Origin of the sequence: Bacillus sp. FSL E2-0195 (assembly GCF_038003645.1) — a bacterium.
Classification (GTDB): Bacteria; Bacillota; Bacilli; order Bacillales; family Bacillaceae_G; genus Bacillus_A; species Bacillus_A mycoides.
Window position 1 is genome coordinate 2947414 of sequence record NZ_JBBOPN010000001.1, and the last position, 20537, is coordinate 2967950.

23 protein-coding genes and 1 pseudogene are annotated in these 20537 nt (G+C 34.8%); 7 read left to right on the plus strand and 17 right to left on the minus strand.

Annotation, left to right across the window (positions count from 1 at the left end):
* Positions 1-15: 15 nt before the first annotated feature.
* The 5 genes from MHH59_RS15200 to MHH59_RS15220 all read right to left on the minus strand — a co-directional run bounded on the left by MHH59_RS15200 (position 16) and on the right by MHH59_RS15220 (position 3626).
* Complete coding sequence (locus MHH59_RS15200; protein ID WP_001075915.1) at positions 16-1125, minus strand: DUF58 domain-containing protein; 1110 nt, start codon at positions 1123-1125, stop codon at positions 16-18.
* Entirely contained in the window at positions 1122-2054 is a 933-nt protein-coding gene (locus tag MHH59_RS15205; RefSeq protein WP_001023371.1) for an AAA family ATPase, read from the minus strand. Before MHH59_RS15205 ends, MHH59_RS15200 begins: the two co-directional genes overlap by 4 nt.
* 146 nt (positions 2055-2200) lie before the next feature.
* Positions 2201-2494: a putative quinol monooxygenase gene (locus tag MHH59_RS15210; protein ID WP_000583822.1), complete on the minus strand. Its 294-nt coding sequence runs from the start codon at positions 2492-2494 to the stop codon at positions 2201-2203.
* A 46-nt stretch (positions 2495-2540) separates the two neighbouring features.
* Positions 2541-3179: a nitroreductase family protein gene (locus tag MHH59_RS15215; protein WP_000185377.1), complete on the minus strand. Its 639-nt coding sequence runs from the start codon at positions 3177-3179 to the stop codon at positions 2541-2543.
* Between the two features lie 18 nt (positions 3180-3197).
* The gene (locus tag MHH59_RS15220) at positions 3198-3626 is read right to left on the minus strand and encodes a MarR family winged helix-turn-helix transcriptional regulator (protein ID WP_000204168.1); all 429 of its coding nucleotides are present in this window, start codon (positions 3624-3626) and stop codon (positions 3198-3200) included.
* Positions 3627-3916: 290 nt separating this feature from the next.
* On the opposite strand from MHH59_RS15220, the gene MHH59_RS15225 reads away from it, so the two are divergent.
* Positions 3917-5860: an elongation factor G gene (locus tag MHH59_RS15225; RefSeq protein ID WP_199626788.1), complete on the plus strand. Its 1944-nt coding sequence runs from the start codon at positions 3917-3919 to the stop codon at positions 5858-5860.
* Between the two features lie 47 nt (positions 5861-5907).
* Here the strand turns inward: MHH59_RS15225 and MHH59_RS15230 are convergent, their stop codons facing one another.
* Both MHH59_RS15230 and MHH59_RS15235 read right to left on the minus strand, forming a co-directional pair.
* Positions 5908-6552, minus strand: a complete 645-nt coding sequence (locus MHH59_RS15230) for an alpha/beta hydrolase (RefSeq protein ID WP_088045036.1) — start codon at positions 6550-6552, stop codon at positions 5908-5910.
* A gap of 21 nt (positions 6553-6573) precedes the next feature.
* The gene (locus MHH59_RS15235) at positions 6574-7041 is read right to left on the minus strand and encodes an NUDIX hydrolase (RefSeq protein WP_002013562.1); all 468 of its coding nucleotides are present in this window, start codon (positions 7039-7041) and stop codon (positions 6574-6576) included.
* 190 nt (positions 7042-7231) lie between these two features.
* On the opposite strand from MHH59_RS15235, the gene MHH59_RS15240 reads away from it, so the two are divergent.
* Positions 7232-8023, plus strand: coding sequence for a DUF4240 domain-containing protein (locus tag MHH59_RS15240; protein WP_002013565.1), 792 nt, complete (start codon positions 7232-7234; stop codon positions 8021-8023).
* 59 nt (positions 8024-8082) lie between these two features.
* On the opposite strand, the gene MHH59_RS15245 is transcribed toward MHH59_RS15240, so the two are convergent.
* Both MHH59_RS15245 and MHH59_RS15250 read right to left on the minus strand, forming a co-directional pair.
* The gene (locus tag MHH59_RS15245; RefSeq protein WP_002013566.1) at positions 8083-9120 is read right to left on the minus strand and encodes an SDR family oxidoreductase; all 1038 of its coding nucleotides are present in this window, start codon (positions 9118-9120) and stop codon (positions 8083-8085) included.
* 293 nt (positions 9121-9413) lie between these two features.
* Positions 9414-9713, minus strand: coding sequence for a hypothetical protein (locus MHH59_RS15250; protein WP_000361375.1), 300 nt, complete (start codon positions 9711-9713; stop codon positions 9414-9416).
* Positions 9714-9885: 172 nt separating this feature from the next.
* Between MHH59_RS15250 and MHH59_RS15255 the strand changes: the two genes are divergently transcribed.
* Complete coding sequence (locus tag MHH59_RS15255; RefSeq protein ID WP_002013569.1) at positions 9886-10641, plus strand: CPBP family intramembrane glutamic endopeptidase; 756 nt, start codon at positions 9886-9888, stop codon at positions 10639-10641.
* Positions 10642-10821: 180 nt separating this feature from the next.
* On the opposite strand, the gene MHH59_RS15260 is transcribed toward MHH59_RS15255, so the two are convergent.
* Genes MHH59_RS15260 through MHH59_RS15275 form a run of 4 tightly spaced genes read right to left on the minus strand, consistent with a single transcriptional unit; the run spans position 10822 to position 13629 of the window.
* Positions 10822-11778 carry a serine hydrolase domain-containing protein gene (locus MHH59_RS15260; RefSeq protein WP_002013570.1) on the minus strand — a complete coding sequence of 319 codons (957 nt, stop codon included), beginning with the start codon at positions 11776-11778 and terminating at the stop codon, positions 10822-10824.
* 23 nt (positions 11779-11801) lie between these two features.
* The gene (locus MHH59_RS15265; RefSeq protein WP_002013572.1) at positions 11802-12692 is read right to left on the minus strand and encodes an AraC family transcriptional regulator; all 891 of its coding nucleotides are present in this window, start codon (positions 12690-12692) and stop codon (positions 11802-11804) included.
* 47 nt (positions 12693-12739) lie between these two features.
* Positions 12740-13210 carry a GNAT family N-acetyltransferase gene (locus MHH59_RS15270; RefSeq protein WP_002013573.1) on the minus strand — a complete coding sequence of 157 codons (471 nt, stop codon included), beginning with the start codon at positions 13208-13210 and terminating at the stop codon, positions 12740-12742.
* 17 nt (positions 13211-13227) lie between these two features.
* Positions 13228-13629, minus strand: a complete 402-nt coding sequence (locus MHH59_RS15275) for a DUF3980 domain-containing protein (protein WP_002013574.1) — start codon at positions 13627-13629, stop codon at positions 13228-13230.
* 96 nt (positions 13630-13725) lie between these two features.
* Between MHH59_RS15275 and MHH59_RS15280 the strand changes: the two are divergent.
* Positions 13726-14146: pseudogene (locus MHH59_RS15280) on the plus strand (NUDIX domain-containing protein).
* Between the two features lie 18 nt (positions 14147-14164).
* Here MHH59_RS15280 and MHH59_RS15285 read toward each other — a convergent pair.
* Positions 14165-15076 carry a DMT family transporter gene (locus MHH59_RS15285; protein ID WP_002120365.1) on the minus strand — a complete coding sequence of 304 codons (912 nt, stop codon included), beginning with the start codon at positions 15074-15076 and terminating at the stop codon, positions 14165-14167.
* Between the two features lie 124 nt (positions 15077-15200).
* On the opposite strand from MHH59_RS15285, the gene pdxR reads away from it, so the two are divergent.
* Both pdxR and MHH59_RS15295 read left to right on the plus strand, forming a co-directional pair.
* Positions 15201-16643 carry a MocR-like pyridoxine biosynthesis transcription factor PdxR gene (gene pdxR / locus MHH59_RS15290; protein ID WP_002168109.1) on the plus strand — a complete coding sequence of 481 codons (1443 nt, stop codon included), beginning with the start codon at positions 15201-15203 and terminating at the stop codon, positions 16641-16643.
* 80 nt (positions 16644-16723) lie between these two features.
* The gene (locus MHH59_RS15295) at positions 16724-17164 is read left to right on the plus strand and encodes a YaiI/YqxD family protein (protein WP_002127967.1); all 441 of its coding nucleotides are present in this window, start codon (positions 16724-16726) and stop codon (positions 17162-17164) included.
* A gap of 86 nt (positions 17165-17250) precedes the next feature.
* Here MHH59_RS15295 and MHH59_RS15300 read toward each other — a convergent pair whose 3' ends face one another.
* On the minus strand, positions 17251-17565 hold the full coding sequence (locus tag MHH59_RS15300) for a DUF3892 domain-containing protein (protein ID WP_002185513.1): 315 nt from the start codon (positions 17563-17565) through the stop codon (positions 17251-17253).
* Between the two features lie 231 nt (positions 17566-17796).
* Here MHH59_RS15300 and MHH59_RS15305 point away from each other — a divergent pair, with 231 nt between their 5' ends.
* On the plus strand, positions 17797-17994 hold the full coding sequence (locus MHH59_RS15305) for a hypothetical protein (protein WP_033712249.1): 198 nt from the start codon (positions 17797-17799) through the stop codon (positions 17992-17994).
* A gap of 340 nt (positions 17995-18334) precedes the next feature.
* Here the strand turns inward: MHH59_RS15305 and MHH59_RS15310 are convergent, their stop codons facing one another.
* Both MHH59_RS15310 and MHH59_RS15315 read right to left on the minus strand, forming a co-directional pair.
* Positions 18335-19438: a Ger(x)C family spore germination protein gene (locus tag MHH59_RS15310; RefSeq protein ID WP_002168107.1), complete on the minus strand. Its 1104-nt coding sequence runs from the start codon at positions 19436-19438 to the stop codon at positions 18335-18337.
* Positions 19435-20535: a GerAB/ArcD/ProY family transporter gene (locus MHH59_RS15315; RefSeq protein ID WP_002120379.1), complete on the minus strand. Its 1101-nt coding sequence runs from the start codon at positions 20533-20535 to the stop codon at positions 19435-19437. Before MHH59_RS15315 ends, MHH59_RS15310 begins: the two co-directional genes overlap by 4 nt.
* Positions 20536-20537 lie beyond the last annotated feature (2 nt).

Below are 20537 nucleotides of genomic sequence, written 5' to 3' on the forward strand. Positions count from 1 at the left end.
GACATGAATCCCTTCTTATTCTTTAATTACAATCCATTTATTCGTTCTACTGTATTCCCTAGGTGAAGTACCAAGAATTAAAGGAACTGCATCCAATTCCTTACGACGAAATCCTGCTGTATAAAAATAAGAAGATGATACAGGCGTATCTTGATCCGATATTGAGGCAAGTACCTTTAATACATTTTGCAAATGTTTCCGATTATCCCCGTTCTTTACATGTAACAATCCGTTACCTTTCACACTGTTAATCCATAACTCAAATGAACAATCTTGCATGAGCAGTTGTTTGCATATGCCTGCCGTTAATTCAATAAGCTCTTCAATATCATTTCGTAAAGAAACGCCACTTTTATTTTGTAAATTGAGATAAATCGCATATTTATCAGATTGTGTTCGTTCGTATTTTTTCGCAGTTATCATCCCTGTTTTTGCTGTTGCGCTCCAGTGGATAGAACGAAAATCTTCATTTTCATACGACTTCACTCCCATTACTTTCGTTTCATCATATAGCGGTGAAGACATCGCTTTTCGAAATCCCCGTGACCATTCTTGTAATTCAGGAACTTGTATTTTCGGAACGGCTGGTAAAACTAAATAGGACGGCGTATCAACTTGTTTATATGTTATATGTTTCGTTATGAATCCAAAGGGATCAGTAATAACAATTTCAACTTCTTCCCATTTAGCAATTCCTCTTTTTAACGCTACAGCTTGCAAATCAAATGAAATTGACTCTCCTCCTTTTAAACTAAAATTCATATAATAATTTGAACCTGTACTATGATTTTTGTTTATTTCATCATGATTCCAAGTTAGCTTATTTTCACATTTAAATCGAAATACGATATTAAGAATAGGAAATATCGACTTGTTTGAAATTTTCATTTTGCACGTGTTCGTTTCACCGATAAAGACATTCGAATTTCCTTGATTGTATTCCCAGTTAACACGAGATACTTTCCGAATGTATATATGCGTAGCACCTATTAAAATTAAATACAAAAATACGAGGGATAATATGAGTAGATTACTTGAAAATACACATAAAATAACGGCTACAACTGACATAACTCCTATTACGAAAGGCTCCGCTAAAGGTGTATACACAAGCTGTTGATTCATCGTACATTCTCCACTGGCACACTAATCGTATGAAGAATTTCTTTCATGATTTGTTCTTTTGTCGTTTTCATCTCCCCTTCAATCGTTAACGTTAAACGATGAGCACAAACGGATGCAGCTAGTAGTTTTATATCATCTGGTGTACAGTAATCTCTTTCATTTAATATTGCTCGTGCTTGGATTGCCCGCATAAATGCCAATGTGCCTCGCGGGCTTACACCAATTTCAATTAACTCATGCTTACGGGTTGCTTCAATAATTTCAAGAAGATAATCTTGCACATCATTCCCTACTAACACTTCCCTTGCACGTTTTTGTATATTTATTATTTCTTCACTTGAAATAATAGAATGTAGCGTTTCTAATGGATCATTCGTTTGGAACCGATTCATCATTTCCTTTTCTGCTTCTCTCGTAGGGTAACCTTGTCGAATAGTAAGTAAAAATCGGTCTAATTGAGCATCAGGTAAAGGAAATGTACCCGCCGATTCAAGAGGATTTTGCGTTGCAATAACTAAAAAAGGTTCTGGTAATGAATGTGTCTGTTTCGCAATGGTAACGGTACGTTCTTCCATAACTTCAAGTAACGAAGATTGCGTTCTCGGCACAGCTCGATTAATTTCATCTACTAATACTATATTTGCAAAAATAGGCCCTAACCTCGTTTTAAAATCCGATTCCTTCACATCAAAATATTCGAGTCCAATAACATCTCCAGGCAAAGTATCAGCTGTAAATTGAATTCTTTGGAACTTAGCGTCCACACTTTTAGCCAAACTTTTCGCTAATGTTGTTTTCCCTGTCCCAGGTACATCTTCTAATAAAATATGTCCTCTTGCTATAAGAGCTATAGCTGCTAGTTCAATCGATTCATCTTTTCCTATAATGACCTTTGAAATATTGTTAGTGATTTTCTTTAATATGTTCATATATTTCACTACCACCTTTAAATGTTTTTAAAATTAAGAATATTTATTTTCCAAATTATAACACATTACGTTAGAAGTAAATATATTCCTATCAAAATAAAAAAGATGACCTCAGCCATACGCCAAAGTCATCTTCTATAACCATATTATTTTACTAGTTCACCGCTATAAACCTTTATATCAAGCGGAGCAGTTAAAAACTGTGATGCTTTACTAACGAAAGATGTGAAGTGTTCACTCGTATTATGACTCGCAACTGCTGCTTCATCTTTCCATACTTCTACCATCGTATAAACACTTTCTTTTTCAGTATCTTTATATAAATCGTAAGATACATTTCCACTTTCTTCTCTTGAACCATGAAGTAGTGGCTGAATTTCTTCTAAAAATGATTGTTGTTTTGCTGGATCTACTTGAAATATTGCGTGAATAATAATCATGGTGTTTCCCCTCTCATATCTCACTTATTTCTGTTTTTTTATAAAATTACTTCCACTCAGCAACTTTTTCAATTGGAAGACGTACTGATGGATAACCACTGTCAGCAGCTTTTCCGATTGAAATTAACATAACTGGTACGTGACGCTCTTTGTCTAATCCGAAAGCTTCTGCGATTTGGTCTTTTTCAAATCCACCAATTGGGCAAGTATCATAGCCGTGAGCACGTGCTGCTAACATAAATTGCATCGCTACAAGACCACCGTCAATTAGTACAGTATCTTTCATTACTTCTGGTGTAACCATTGAGAAGTAACCTGAAAGTTTTTTCATTTGATCTTCTTTTACTTCAGCTGGCATAAGTCCGCGCTCTACTGCTGTACCGTAAATTTCTTCTGCGTTATCAAAGTTGTTTAAGTCACCAAATACAGCAATCATCGCTGAAGATGTTTCTACTTGAGATTGATTGAATTTTGCAAGTGGAGCCAGTGTTGCTTTTGCTTCGTCACTTTCAATAACAAGGAATCTCCATGGTTGCATGTTTACTGAAGATGGTGCAAGTGTTGCTTCTGTAAGAATTTCTGTCATTTCTTCTTTGCTAATTTTTACTGAAGGATCGTACTTACGAATTGAACGACGTCCTGTTAAAATTTCGTTAAAATCATTTGTTTTTACTGAGTTAGTCATAGTTGTATTCTCCCTTTTTTAAAGTTCTTTTATATTTTCTTGAATGCGGTCTAACATCGTTAAAAGATTGTCGCGTTCTTCTTCACTTAATCCTTTAAATGCTGAAGTAGCGAAACGCTCTTTTTCCTCTTGATACACTTGAATTTTATTTCGCCCCTCTTCTGTAAGAGAAACTAACGTAATTCTGTTATCATCTGGATTTTTACGTCTTGTAATCATTCCGTTTGCTTCCAGCTGTTTTAAATGCCTCGTAATCGCGGCATTATCAATATTCACTTCTTGCTGAAGTGCTTTTTGACTAATTTCATCTACTTCATATAACTGAAGTATAAGCTCTAGTCTAGATTGACTCATACCCGTACACCCTTCAAACTTCGAACTTACTTCTTTATTTAGAAAGTGTAATTTATATAAAATTATTGCTTCTTTTGAGCATGAACTTGTCAAATTACCCCTCCTTTACATGCAAAACAAAAATATTTGATGTATCAATAGTTGATATGTCAATTAATATAATCTATATCGATTTATAATGCAAGCATTTTGTTTTCACTATTTATTTTTTTGAAATTCGTCTATTAATATTTTTCCAAAATAAGACGTTTTATGACGTTACAAAAAATGTAAATTACATTATAATAGTAATAATTCAAATGACTGGAGAGTGATTGTAATGCGGCAATACACAAATAGAAATGAGGAAATGAACATGGAAAATGAAATGAGGATATTTATATATGACAACAATAAATATAGGGATTGTCGCGCACGTAGACGCTGGCAAGACGAGTTTGACTGAGCGTATTCTTTATGAAACGAATGTGATTAAAGAAGTTGGCCGAGTAGATAGTGGTAATACTCAAACTGACTCAATGGAATTAGAAAGACAACGCGGAATTACGATTAAAGCATCGGTCGTTTCTTTTTTTATTGACAGTTTAAAAGTAAATGTCATTGATACACCTGGACACGCTGATTTTATCGCTGAAGTGGAGCGATCATTCCGCGTTTTAGACGGTGCGATTTTAGTTATCTCTGCCGTTGAAGGTGTGCAAGCACAAACAAAGATTTTAATGCAGACATTACAGAAATTAAACATACCTACTATATTATTTGTTAATAAAATAGACCGTAGTGGCGCAAATACTGAAAAAGTTGTGAAACAAATAAAAGAGCTTCTTTCAAATGAAGCATCCCCCTTCTACTCTGTAGAAAACGAAGGTACAAAGGACGCTCGGATTATTGAATATAAATCTTATGACGATTGTATTGAACGATTAGCACCATTTAACGAATCATTGCTTGAGTCATATGTAAATAACGAAATAATACCGGATGCACTATTAAGAAAAGAACTCGAAAAGCAAATACAGCAAGCAAATGTGTTTCCTATCTTTTTTGGTTCAGCAATGACAGGTATAGGAGTAACTGAATTACTTAAAAATATTTCAGCCTTAATTCCAGCTACTAAATCGGCACAAGATGAAACATTATCCGGTGTTGTTTTTAAAATTGAACGTGAATCTTCTGGCGAAAAGATTGCTTACGTAAGACTATTTTCTGGTTGTTTACACGTTAGAAAATATGTTGATATACAGCGTGGAGAGTCTCTACCACATAAGGAAAAGATTAAAAAAATGTGCATGTTTCATAATGGAGATGCCGTTCAATCTTCTACTGTTCAAAGCGGAGAGTTTTGCAAAGTGTGGGGACTTACGAATATTAAAATTGGTGATATTATCGGTAAGCGGACGGATTATATAAAGGATATTCACTTTGCCGAACCACAAATGGAAGCTGCTATTGAAGCAGTGCCTAAAGAACGAATTCATGATTTATACGCTGCACTTATGGAGCTATGCGAAGAAGATCCTCTCATTAAGGTTTGGAAAGACAATGTTCATAATGAACTATACATTCGCCTTTTCGGTGAAGTGCAAAAAGAAGTTATTGAAACAACACTTTATGAAAAATACCGTCTACAAGTTACCTTTTCAAACACGCGAGTTGTATGTATTGAAAAACCAATTGACTTAGGGAATAGCGTTGAAGTAATGGGTGAAAAAGAAAATCCTTTTTACGCAACAATTGGGTTCAAAGTTGAACGTGGCGCGCTTAACTCTGGCATAACGTATAACTTAGGTGTTGAACTTGGATCACTGCCTTTAGCATTTCATAAAGCGATTGAAGATACAGTATTTCGAACGTTAAAACAAGGTTTATTTGGATGGGAAGTTACGGACATTATCGTCACATTAACACATACCGGCTATGCCAGTCCTGTTACAACAGCGAGTGACTTTAGAAATTTAACACCGCTCGTATTAATGGATGCTTTAAAACAAGCCAAAACATGTGTATATGAGCCATTAAACGAATTTGAATTAACTGTACCAGAGCACGCAATTAGTACCACAATGTATAAGCTCGCTGCCATACCAGCAACTTTTGTAGAGCCTATATTAAATAATGATTCTTACCAGTTAACAGGATCATTACCTGTTGCAAAAACAGAGGATTTTAAACGAATGCTCCATTCATTTACTGAAGGAGAAGGTATCTTCACAACGAAGCCATCTGGTTACAATAAACTGAAGGCTCCCTTCCCTACTCGAAAACGTGTTGACTTTAATCCGCTAAATCGGAAGGATTATTTGCTTCGTGTTTTGAAGGCTTATTAAATAAAAAAGAGGTGCCATTCGCACCTCTTTTTGCATGTATTGATAGGTTAGTTTTTCCTAACAACTTCTTTAAGTTTTTCTATTATTTTTGCTATCGCTTCGATCGAATTCTCGGTTTCAAATTCTCCAACATTTACAGAATGGTTAGCGTTTTTGACAACTTCAATCTGTAAATTCGTTTTATGTAACTGATTTATTTGATTTGCATTATATTGATGATCTTTATCTCCAATTACTAAAAGCCCTTCGTGATGACTATGTAAGATCGAATCAAAAATAGAATCAAAAGTTAGTAATGGTGTAAGCAACATCATTTTTGACCGTAGAAATTCTTCTCTCTTCATTAAATCATTCGCAATCGGGATTGTTCCGAGTGATTTTCCTAAAAACATCGAATTGCTATATTGCCCACTTTTTAGCACTTCAATAATGACAGGATTAATATCATCCATCATTACTTTCGTTATTTCTTCCATTGGTTTTTCCATTAATTGTCCATCGTAGGAATAATGAATATGTACTACATCTATTTTATTTTCAAGCATAAGCATCGTTGCATAATAAAATAACGGCTTGTCATAATTGTAGCCTGAACCTGAGAACATAAAACAAATTGTATTAGAACCTTTTTCGATATGTGTGTAACGAATGACTTTATCATCTATATGTATCTCTTTTTTAGTCCCCTTCACCGTTTTCCCCTCCGAATACGTCTACTTTTGCAAAACGATATGTTCTGTATGAACTGATACATCCTTTACTTTATCTTTTATAAACGCTGGCTGTAAGTTATATGCATGTAACTCTTCTACCGGCACCCACTTAAATAAATATTTTCTACCTGCTTCTTCAAGAATATATTGATCCGCCCCATTTGCAGGTAATTCATGCAATTCTACTTCATAATAAAAACTAATCTCATGAAACTTTCGCTCAGAAAGTGTAAAGAAGTTTTCTACTGACCATATTAATCTCTTCACTTCAATAGGTACGCCTAGTTCTTCTGCAAGCTCTCGTTTTAATGCATCTTCACTATTTTCTAGCATTTTCACTCTTCCGCCTGGTACGTACCAATACTCTTCACCTTCATCTTGAAGGATAAGTATTTTACTACCTTGTTTGCAAATTGCTCCGACTCGGTAATTAAAACATGTTTCCTCTACTTTAAACGTAAGATCCACAACAAACCCCTCCAATGTATCATTACAAAACTATTATGTATGTGCTGTACAAATAAGATTACTAAATTTTTCTATTTCATTCAATGATTTTCGAACTTTCCGAAAACTGCACTTACCTTTTTGTCATTACAGGTATTTATACATATGTTACAATCACAATGCATACTAGAAAAGCAATATGGGGGTACGAATGGAAACGTTATTAATCCAGCAAACTGAGAAATCAAATAAGTTTTGGAAAATCGTTGTGAAAGATAGAGACTACGTTGTGTTTTACGGAAAAATTGGCACAGCTGGTAGTGTGAAAGCGAAAGAGTTTGAAACAGAAGAAGAATGCATAAAAGAAGCTAACAAACTAATCGCTTCCAAACGAAAAAAAGGATATACCGACCCTATTCTAGGGGAAGATTACATAAAAGAAAAAACGATAACAGAAGAAGAATTTTGGGAACTACTCGCTCGTGCAAAATCGAAAGGCGAAGACCAAGAAGAACAAATAGAATGGCTCACTTCTCATATCGCCAAACGTACAGTACATGAAATTGTAGCTTTTGACACACATATGCACCATATTTTAAAAGCTTCCTATACGTCTCACTTATGGGCGGCTGCTTATATAATTATGGGCGGTTGTTCGGATGATAGTTTTGATTACTTCCGCGGGTGGTTATTATATCAAGGAAAAGAAACATACGAAGCGTGTATTGAAGATCCAGAACGGTTAATTCCTGTATTAGAAAATTTGAGCGAGTTTGATGTTCCAGAAATAGAAGAACTTACGCTATATTTCGGACAAGAAGTATATTTGGAGAAGACTGGGGATGAAGATGATACATACTTTACACTATACCATGTCTTATCAAATGAAGAATTTGAGGAAGTTGATATCGAGTTAGACTGGGATGAAGATGACGAAGAAGGTTTGAAAAAGATGTTTCCTAAGCTATGGGAAATGTACGGGGAAGAACCGATTGAGTGGTAGACTAATATTAGGACTCTGTTTAACCAATAGACAGAGTCCTTTTTTCATAAGATTCCTATTTAAGCTCTCTTTATTTCATACCACTTATCTAACAGCACCTTTTCTCTTTCAATTGAAATACCTGCCTTTAATTCCCTATCTTTCGTTTCTCTCATCCACTCATACACGTCTGTAACTGTGTCTTCTAACCTTCTAAAAGTAAGACCCTCTTTAACTGCGCTCTCTATATTAATAGAAAATCCACCTTTCCACGGATCTGTTTCACCTTCTAATGAAAAAGTTTCTGGAAGCCACAATGGCATTTCCGTCCATGGCTGTACTTTATTCTCATGCATAAACGATTCATCTACCCAAACGAATTCAGCATCACTATTCGTTACCTTTTTACACGTATTTAATAGTTCTTCCATCGTCAATTCATAATTCGGACCCGTTACATTAAATGTACCCGCTTTATTATTTTCTGCCATGTTTAGCCCAAAGCTTGCGACATCTTTTATATCAACGAACTGTACTGGATGGTCTTTTCTTCCAGGCACTAACACTTCTCCTCCCTTTGCTAAACGCCCAATCCAGTATGGAAGCCGATCTGTATAATCAAACATTCCTGAAAGAAGTCCTGCTCTTACATGTAAAACACGCCCCGGCCAATACTTCTCTGCTTCTTTTTCACATAATACTTTAAGCGCACCGTAATACTCATAAGGAGATATTTCACCATTCTCTACAGCTTTTACCTTATCACTTGGTGGTTCAGGTAGTAATTTATAATCTTCTTTTATGTGATGCGGGATCCAATCTTTATATACGGAAAGGCTTGAGATGAATGTATAGTGCTTTATATTATCTTTAAGTACTTCTCCTACATTCCTAATGTGATGAGGAGAAAATCCACATGTATCTATGACCATATCCCATTTTCGATTTACTAAACTTGAAACATCATCATTTCTGTCACCGATTAACTGCTCTACTTCAGGAAAAATTTCTTTATTTGTTCCACGGTTGAATAATGTAACTTCATGCCCTCTATTCAAAGCCTCTTCTACGAAAGCCCTTCCTAAAAAACGTGTACCGCCCAGTATTAGAATCTTCATTCTTTTTCTCCCATTCAATCAAGCGCATGATTAAAAACCTTTTCTTTTGTTTAACGATTTTCCCTTGTAAAAAGTTACGGGTATTTTTCATTTTTTTCTATAGTTAATATAACGTCATCCAAATTTGCAACTTGTGACATAACTTTTTATCGAATTCGACAGTAATGAAGACGATAAAGAGGGGTTGAAAAATATTTCAACTAAGTCATAGTGATAAGTACACATCTACGAAAATACTTATTTATACGAGCAATGCTCCTGTCAATTTGGCAGGAGCATTGTTTTTTCAACCTCTATTTACTTTTATATACTTGAATTGAAATGATCGAAATTAAACTGAGCAACCCCATAAATAAACAAGTCGCGCCTAGAATTGTATAAGAATTTCCGTATCCTTGTAATAAAGCTAAATACGTACTTGTATCCATATGACCGCCCTGCTCTGCAACAGATTCACTTGTTGCCTTACTCCCCATTTCTGGTGCATTTATTAGTACATACACACCGATAATAGCTACTAAAGCTGAAATGATTTCTACAACATTAGACTTTGTCATCATACCCTCACCTTTCAAACAACGTCTTTTATCCATCTAGTGAAATCTCTTTCTATCTCTTACTATACTAGCAAAAAAAGGGATATAATTTAATCCCCTTCTCTATTACTAGAATCAACAATATGAAAATATTCATTCTGTCTATTTCCATTTCATATATAATTAAAATATCCAATATTTGATTAACAAATTATACGTACTTAGGTAGGTGATAAATATTAATAAAAACATAGTTTATCATTCAACATTTTACATTTATTCTCTCACATCGTTCTTTTATATCTTTTTGCTAAACATAGAAAATGGTCGTAGTTATTTGGGTTTCACGATGGTTGTTCCGTTGTTAGCCGTTATTTTATATCAAAAAGCATATAAGAAACAAGAAATTTTCCATACATTTGGCATTTCACGTCCAACATTAAAATCACTAATTTTCTCCATTTTATTCCCACTACTTCTAGGTCTATTTCTCCATTTCTATTTTTATATTTATAATATAAAGTTCTTATTTAATCACTGCAATGAATTGGGATTTCTCCTACTCATTGGTCTTACAATTGCAGCTTTGTCTGCATTTTTAGAGGAAATTATTTGGCGCGGGAATCTTCATTACTATTTACGAAAAAAATATTCATTAATACAAACCGCAATAATTACAGCTTCACTTTGGTCTTTATGGCATTTACCAGTAGCACTCTTTTATAAAAACTATGAGTTATGGTTTGTAGGAATATTAAGTTATCTATCGTTATTATTTATATTATCTATAATTTTGACGTACACGAGAGAGTACGGTCGTTCTGTACTACCACCCGCAATTTTACATGGTATGTTTAATGTATTTTTTTTAACAGATGGATTGCAAAACAAGTGGGATGCCAGCCTAATGGAGTTAATTAAATTTATCTTTTTAGCAATTGCGCTCTGCATTATGTATCTTATACATCGAAAAGTTAAAAAATAGTTAACAATTAAAAAAAGTGTTTCAGTTTAATGTACCTTAATTAGCTCATTAAGTACTTCAACACCTTTCAATTATTCAATAATCGTATAGGTGTTGAAGTTTTCTAATTTTAATTGAACGACTCCGTTCTCACAGCACTTATTTCAATTATGTAGAACATAGCAAGTATAACTATTTCTCCTATTGTAACTTTTGTAAAACTTTTAAATAAGGAAATATACACTCTTTGATTAATCTCCATCTATCATGTGCTTCCGGTATAATCTCTGAAGCAATCGCCACCACCAATTCCTTCTCTGGAATACAACAAATCATATTCCCACCATCACCCATGGCACAGTATGAAAAGACCCCATCTTCTTCTCGTAACCACCATAAGTAACCGTATTGATTTGAATTCATCGCTATTGATTCTTGTACCCACGATTTTGAAAGAATTTCCTTTCCATTATGAATACCTTCATTCAAATACATCTGTCCAAACTTAGCCATATCTTTAACTGTTAACGTTAGTCCCCAGCCGCCCGTCGAAATACCATTTGGATCGTGAACCCATCCTTTCACATCTTTTCCGAATAAGTCATCGAATTCAAAAGATTTCATATTGTAGTTTGGAATTTCTCTCATGCCAAGCGGCTGAAATAAGTATTCATTCGCAAATTCACGCGCACTTTTTCCTGTTGCGCTCGTAATAATTGCTGATAATAAATGAGCTCCTGCAGATGAATATTTAAAAAATCCAATTTCTCCGCCTTTCCCTACCCTATTTAACGTATACTGCACCCAATCCTTTTGTGTGCATAATTCTTCTAACGGTTCCTGCCAATCTACGAAAGGATGTGGCGCTGTCATTGTAAGAAGGTGTCGTACTGTTATTTCAGATGAATTACAATTATATTCTGGGAAAAATTCTATTACTTTTTGATCAACGCTCTTTATATACCCTTTATCTACACATATCCCAATTAACGCGGAGATTATCGTCTTTGTGACAGATGCTACATGACGTGCATCATCTGGACCGTAACCATTATAATGATTTTCAAAAGTAACATTACCTTTTTGTACAACGAATACACCATTTATATTTTTATAGTTTTCTTTTATAGTCCAATCTAACTGTTCAGCAGTTTTCATCGTTCTTCCCCCTTAATCTATGATTAAAAAGGTTCGATAGGTACATATATATCAACTATATGTTTATGTTCGGGATGCTGCCTTGGATCATTTCTATATACTTCGAAAGGATACGAATCTTTCGGTTTATATCCGCTATTTGGCAACCATTCACCGTACAAGAAATTCCATACTCCTTTATATTCATCTTGGAATATTTCAAAATGACCTACCGCATACTTGCCTGAAGGTATTACCATTATTCCAATGTCGCTCGTTTCTACTGCGGACTCATCTGGAATTGTTATACATAGACTTGTTCTTAAATGATAGTCCTCAGTAAATTCATGATGATCGTGGTAAATGGTTAATACTTTCGTATCCTCAAATACATGATAGTTTTGCTCCGATGCGTAATGAAATAGTTTTTCTATCATTTTCGGAAAATCTATAGCTAAATCTTTATATGTACCTACATGTCTTATGTATGCGACGTTTACTTTGTCCGCTGTTACAATTTCGACCTCTCCTCGAACCTTCTTACACTCATTGTATTGAGAAGTTTCACTTACGTCTTTGCAATTCTTGCTATTGTGATTTCTATAGTGAGACGGACTTACTCCGTAATAACTTTTAAATGTCCGGGAGAAAACTGCTGAATCTGTGAACCCGAAGTAATACGCAATGTCTGTAATCGTCATATCTGTACGATAAGTAAGAAGGTGTGTTGCCCTCTCTAATTTCAAACGATTCACATACCGAGATAACGGCTCATCCATCATCCCTTTAAAAATTCTATGAAAATGAAATTTTGAAAAGCCTGCCACATTAGCTAAATCTTCAATTGAAAGTGAATCATTTATATGTGATTCTATATAGTCTTGCACTTTATAAACACGTCGTAAATACTCGTTTCTACTTTGAGAACTCTCCATATTTATCCCTCCTCACAACAAAAAGGCTAACTTTACGTCAGCCTACTTTACACATTTTTTAAAAATAATACTCTACTCCCGCCGTTCCCATCATAATTTGTATGTACGGATACACCTTCTATTTCATCATCCCCAACTTCAATTTGAAACCCGATTTCTTGATGAAATTCAATTGACTTTTTATTAACTGGTGACGTTATCGCTTTTACAACTTTACGGTTATTTGCACGAGCGCTATCGAAGAAATAAGAATATAACGTCGATGCGATTCCTTTTCGTCTAAACTTCGGATTTACACCGATAAAATGAACATATGCTTCATCTTTATATGTTTGTGAAAAGAATCCACATAAGAAACCTAACATTTCGCCATCTTCTTCAATGATAAAACTCGTTTCTTGAAAGTGAACGAAAAACAACTTCGGCAACATACTAGCCATATCTCTTCCGCCCCACCAATCATTTAATACAGAATGAATCTTTACATAATCTTCCCCTTGAATGTTTCTTACTCGCATGTATTTCTCCCTCTCACTCACTTCATTTTTTCATATATTTTAATAACCGTTTCGACTAACAGAATGAATACCCAAATACCTGAAAATACAAGAACAGACTGGAATATCGACCCAATTATCATAACACCAACTGCACCTGTTATTGAAAATGATATTCCACCAAGCCCTGGATCCTGTATAAGTGCTCCAGCAGAAAAAGCAGTTATAATAGATACTATTAAATAAATAACACTCATTATTTTTAATATTTTTATAGAAAGATACGAGGTTTGTTCTTGCTCCACTTGTGATAATTCGATTTCCCCACTCGCAATTCCTTTTTGCAAACAGTCTTCACATAGAAATTCTTCTTTAATTTTTTTACCACCATGCAATGTACCTGTTATTTCTTTACATCGTGAACACTTTCGATTTATCATGTTGATATCACTCCACTCATATAAGATTATACTTACATAATTCTACATTTACCTTAATATCCCTTTTATGTATTTTATAGAGAAAGGTCGTGTTTTATGATTTCGAAACCGACATTTATCTCTAAAAACCCTACCGTCCAGTATGTATTACGGCCTAGTTGCTATGCGGTTATTTTTAACAATACTTGCTCAAAAATAGCTATCATCGAAAAAGGAGAACATTACTTTTTACCTGGTGACGGTATGGAAAGTACGGAAACGAAAGAAGCATGTTTACATCGTGAATTACTAGAGGAATTAGGTTGGGCGATTGAAATTGATCGTTCTATCGGTAATGCAGCACGATATTTTTATGCCGAAAAAGAAGATTCATGAAGTTGAAGTTCATGAATAAGACCATATTTTACAATGGATGTCTCCATCGCTTGCTATAGAACATTTAATTCATGATCATCAAAAATGGGCTGTTGAACAAGCACTTTTACTACTAAATAAAAAAGGATCTCCTTCTATGTGAAAGAGATCCTTTTTACTGTTAGCTTACTTTTTTCAAATTGAGAGCTGTCTTTTTGATTCCGCCTTTTTTTACAACATATAAACCGATAAAGATAATAAGACCGCCAACAAGTTGCATCATATTGATTTGCTCTCCAATTGTTACAGCTGCAAAGATAACTGCGAACAATGGTACGAGATACATATAAACCATTACTTTCGTTGAACCGATTTTACTAATACCGACATACCACATTGCAAGTCCGAAGATTGTCGCAAAGACGATTGAATATGCTAGTGATCCCCAGCTTGGCGTATCTACTGGCCACGTTAATGTATTTACGTTGAATAAACAGTATATAACGAGAGGTACAATTCCAATTAAAGTAGACCATGATGTGACTCTCATTGCGGAGTATTTTGTGATAAGTGGTTGCGCTAAAATGGGATACCATCCCCACGCAATTGCTGCGACTAATCCAATTACATTTCCGAGCCACGCATACTCGTATGTAGCTCCTCCCGTATGCCCTGTTAATAAAACGAATGCTGCACCAATAAACGCTACTATTGAACCAATTTGTACTTTCATCGAAAAACGTTCTTGTTTGTGCAATACTGCTAATATCCCTGTAAATATAGGTGACATCGCAATTAATAATGAGGCGTTCGTTGCTGAAGTATATTTTACAGATAGCATAAACATCGTTTGATACATTGTCGTTCCAACGATACCGACTGCTAGTAATCGTAACCAATCTTTTCTTTCAATACGTAATGAGCGTTCCATTAAAAATGTAATAAGTAATAATACCGGTGATGCTACTAAAAATCGTAAACTATTAAATTGAATGGATGACATATATGCCACGCCATACTTTCCAATTGTATAATTTGCTCCCCATACTAATGCTACTGATACTAGGAGCCATTCCATTTGCCATCGTTTCATCCGAATCTCCCCTTCCCTATTTAGCATAGTAAAATTGGCTGGATATAACACCGTCCAATTGGCTGTTTTTTTACCCAGCCAATTTGTTATACTTAATGTATATAAGATTTGCGGAGGCGTTTGTATGGAATGGAAGCTAGATAACGACAGTAAAATCCCAATTTATCAGCAAGTAGTTGACTTTATTGAGAAACGTATTACATACGGAGAACTTCCTCCAGGAAGCTTCCTCCCTTCAGAACGGAAATTAGCTACACAGTTAAATGTAAACCGAAGTACGGTAACGACTGCTTATAATGAACTACGTGCTATGGGAATTGTAGAAAGTACGACTGGTAAAGGTACACGTGTAAGTACACATATGTGGGGCGTTTCTCCAACATTAACGCCGAATTGGAGAAATTTCGTAGAAGGTGGTACTTTCTTACCAAACTTACCGTTACTTCGCCATATTCGGGCAGAAGTACAACAAAATGAGAACATTATAGATTTCGCAAACGGAGAGCTCGGTTGTAATCTCTATCCTCACGATCAACTACAAACGATTTTACGAGAACAACCGTTAACGCAGTCATTAAGTTACGATCATCCGCAAGGCTATCTCCCGCTAAGACAAGCGGTAGTAAAATATATGAAGGAATATTTAAAAGTTGAAGCGACCGAACAATCGATTATGATTACATCCGGCGCCCAACAAGCACTTCACCTTATCGTACAATGTTTATTAAATCCAGGTGACGCAGTCGCTTTCGAAAGCCCTTCACACTGTTATTCATTACCGTTATTCCAATCGGCAGGTATTCGTATTTTTCCATTACCTGTCGATGAACACGGTATTAATCCAGACGATGTGCAAGAGTTATATAGAAAGCATCGTATTAAAATGATCTTTCTAAATCCAAATTTCCAAAACCCTACGGGAACGATGCTTCATCCAAACCGTAGAAAAAAACTGCTATCACTTTGCGCAGACTTACGAATTGCGATCGTTGAAGATGATCCGTCTAGTTTACTTACGCTAGAAAATAAACAACCTTGCCCTACTTTAAAATCGATTGATGAAAACGGAACTGTCATTTATGTTCATTCCTTATCAAAAATGATTGCGCCAGGGTTACGAGTTGGCTGGCTTGTCGCTCCGCAGTCTGTCGTAGAGCGATTATCAGATGCGCGTCACCAAATGGAATTAGGAATGAGTATATTCCCGCAGTGGCTTATACAACAATTTTTCGAAACTGTACCATTTCAGTCGCATATCGTACCGTTACGAAAACAACTTGCAGAAAAAAGAGACATTATCGTTCGTGCCCTAAACGAGCAACTTCACGATAAAATCTCTTTCTCAAGCCCGACCGGTGGTATATACATATGGGGAAAATTAAACGAACCGATAAACGAAAAACAACTCATTATGCAAAGCTTAAAACAAGAAATCGCCTTTATGCCGGGTAGTATTTTCGGTGCTAAAGACGGTTATATTCGTTTATCTTACGGGAAAGTGAATATTGATCAAATTGAAAAAGGTATTTCTCGTTTGCGTGAGGCTATTTTGGTTTGTGGGAAATAACATTATGTAAAGAAGTCTCGTTTGACAAAAGCAAAATCTACCATTATTATCAACACGAACCTATTCATAGGAGTGATAAAATGAAGATCTACGTTGATGCAGATGCTTGTCCTGTAAAAGATGTAATTATTTTAGAGGCTACGAATGCAGAAATTCCCGTTACCCTCGTTACTAGCTTTTCTCATTATTCTAATGCGGAACAACCAAAAGGTGTAGAAACAATTTATGTTGATTCCGGAGCAGATGCTGCGGATTACCGAATAATGCAATTAGCCAAAAAAGAAGATTTAATCGTAACGCAAGATTACGGTCTTGCTTCGCTCGCTTTAGCAAAAGGCTGTATCGTTCTACACCATAAAGGCTATAAGTATACGAATGAAAACATTGAACAATTGTTACAAACACGGTATTTAAGTGCAATGGTTCGAAAAAGCGGTAAGCGTACAAAGGGACCGAAACCATTTACAGCAGAAGATAAAGAGAAATTTAGAGTGCTCTTTAAAAGTATAATCGCACTTTAAAAATGAACCGTCTATTTGCAAGGAAAACTTCGCAAAACAAAGAAGAGAATATCCAAATGAACATTCTCTTCTTGAGGTTTACCTGTTTAAAATGAAGGTAAATTATCTAAGTTATTTTCCTTTATTCCATCAGGTTCACTACGTATAATATCTCTACCATACTTATGAAATACGTCCACGTGAGCTAACTCCCCTGATTTCGCTTCACCAAGAGCAGTAATATAATCTAACTCTCTCCCGCTACTTGTCTTAAAAGCAATTAAATCCCCATCATCATTTTTACGAACGGCAACAATTTGTTCTGCTCCTGAATTGCCTTCATTGTCTACTTCAAATTGAGCTTGCTCTTCTCCTTGATGTAAGTAATCATTATAAACTTTTTCAAAGTCTTTTTTGTCCATAAAACTCACCTCCAAAATATTTTATTAGTATGTTTGGAAGGTATTGGTTTTATGTACTTCTTCCATCAAGTTCACAAAAATACACTCCCTCAAAAAGATAACCCGGATCATAATTTTTCAATCTATTACAAATTTATTTTAGAACTTTATAGAGTACCTCTCAATATAAGATACTCAAAACTGATAATATTATATCGAAAACATTTAAGAAATAGAGCTGTTCAGATGAATATCAAATGGAATAGTGAAAACATTATATTTGAGACATTGAGAGAAGCTGAAGTATGGACGGACTCAATCGGGAATGAAATATATGGACGTGTTTATGATGGTTATGTAACACCTGATTATAAGATTGCCTATGTTCTATTGGCTGAGGTCCCTCATTTTAAAGTTCATACAGAAATAGACGTAAATAATGAACCTTAGCTATATAAAGTATGGGTTATTTCATCTGCTAAAACACCATAGCAATTAGTCTACAGTGCTGTTTATTTTAACCTGTATTATAAATACCGATTCCTTAACGTACAGGGAATCGGTTAATTTGCGTCCAAATTGTGTCTAAACGTACAATTTCCCCGAAATGGTATGGTGACCCATGCGCATCAACTTAAGAAAAGTAAACACCCCAAAAAAGAAAAAAATGTACTTTTTTGTTACAGACTAACAAAAAATTACGTTCTAAGGGCGCTATGAACCTTTAAGCTGATGGAGATGTGATGCTACCCAGGAAGTTTCTAAAAAAAATTATTACTCTGAGTTCTTGTTACTTGATTGTACCCATTCCACCAATTTTAACATGTACATTAACTTTAACATCAGCCTTCGATAATGCTTTTCCCCATTTCTTTTGGACTCTTTTCCAATCTTTATATGTATAAGCTCGTGCATACAACCCCAATCCTATAGGATCAATTTCTGCTTTTTGTATTTTCTTTATTAAACGTTCTAAATCACTTTTTAACTGTTTTTCAATGCTTCTTTCTAATCTTTCTCCATCATTCCTAACATTAAAAGGAAACAGTCGTTCTGAAATTGAAATTCTCATATGTACATTTATATTAAACATAAAATGATTTTTGTATTGTACGTTTGTTTTTACTTTGGTACTTTGAGTATTAAAGCTTAACCAATGTTTTTCTTTGCTTTCAGATTGTAGCGGTACGGCAATAGTAAATGGAAATTCTCCCTGTATGTGATTCTGTAAGATACTTAATAATAAATTTTCTTTTGGTGTAATAGTTAGCTTATATCTATTCTGTTCATCAAGTAATGCTGAACCTATCAACTTTATATTGTTATTCTTTTTAAGTGCGCTAACACTCGCCGTCATTCCTTTTTCTTTTGTTTGGTTATGAAAATCTTGAAGAGTAGTTTTTACAGTAATATTTCTTCTATGTGCAGTCTCAATTAATTTTGCCAAATATATAGGAAGACGTGGTTTATTTTTGGGAGCATAATAAATTATGTCTGAAACAGGTCCATCCACAGCAACAATTCTTGTAGTAACCGTATTTTTGGGATCTCGATAAAAAGGATCTAAATAATCCGCCCACTTCTTTTGTTTTAAAAGTCGCTTACCAATCAAAATAAGTTGTGTCTTGCTTCCCGATGTCAAAGCCATAGCCATGGTGTCGAATTTTTCACGAGAGTTTCGCACTGTAACAGATTTCACACCATATTGTTCCTCTTTAATCTTGGCTTCTTTATTGAAAACAGGACTGGATAAGTATACTTTCAAATTATCATTTTCGTCCAAATCTAAACCCAGTATAAGCGTGAGTGTAACATCTTCTACATTCATTTGGTCTAAACACCCAGTGAGCAATATTAGCGGAATTAAAACACTGCATAATATTTTCTGCTTCAATGTGCTTCCCTCCGAAAGTATTTTTTGTGGATTAAGTTATATATCCATAAAAATACAGGGAATAAGAAAGCTAATACAAGTCCAGCTTTCGATGTAAGCTTTTGAAATAGTTCAGATTCATTCCATGAGGGATGGATCCAAAACGTTACTATAATTACTGCCAATAATAAAATAGCTACATGAAGAGTATGATCTTGTTTTCCAATTAGTTGACTAGAACAAAATACAGCACCGTATACACAAGGAATCCATGCAGTAGAGACGACAATTAGATAAATAGCCAATAAAATCATATCAAACCGTTCTAAAAAACGAAATTCAATAACTTTAAGCAAGTTTAGTACAGGTTGATTAAACTCTAAAATTGCATCTGGACTGAAGTACGAAAAGCAGATAAGGATAGTAAATAGATAAAATATAAATGTTAAGGTATTTGCTATAATAATTCCTTGCGTTGCATATTGCTTTTTTTGCAAAAAAGGATAAAGAAAAAATGCAATTTCAAATCCTATAAAGGAAAAGATAGTAGACGGAACAGCCGAAAAGACAGGTTTCCAACCCTCCTTTAATACTGGAAGAAAGTGTAACCAATTGCTATCTTTTAATGGTATGAAGAAAAAAAATGGAATCCACATTGTCATATAAAAGCATAATTCGCAGTATCGACCTATTATCCGAACACCATTGCGTGCAACCAAAAAGGTTGGAATAGAGAATAGAAACAAAATAATATAGTCGGGTGTTTTTGGAAGAAGCCAGCCCTTAATATAAAGCATGCCATTAATTAGAACTGTCCATGCGTAAAAAGCAAAATATATCATATAAAGAATAATTACCATGGTACCAATGATTTTCCCAAACAATCGAATAAGAATTTCATATAAGGTATCATTTGGATAGTGTTTGGCTGTTTGAATTAGCAAAATACTGGCAGTCATAGCGCAAAACCAACCAATAAATAGTGCTATCCAGCTATCTGTTCCAGCTTTTTCTGCAAGTACCCTTGGAAGGGACAGAATTCCAGTTCCTACTTGTGAGGCATTAATAATAAAGATGTATTGCATGACAGTGATGTCATTATATGCATATTTTTTCATAT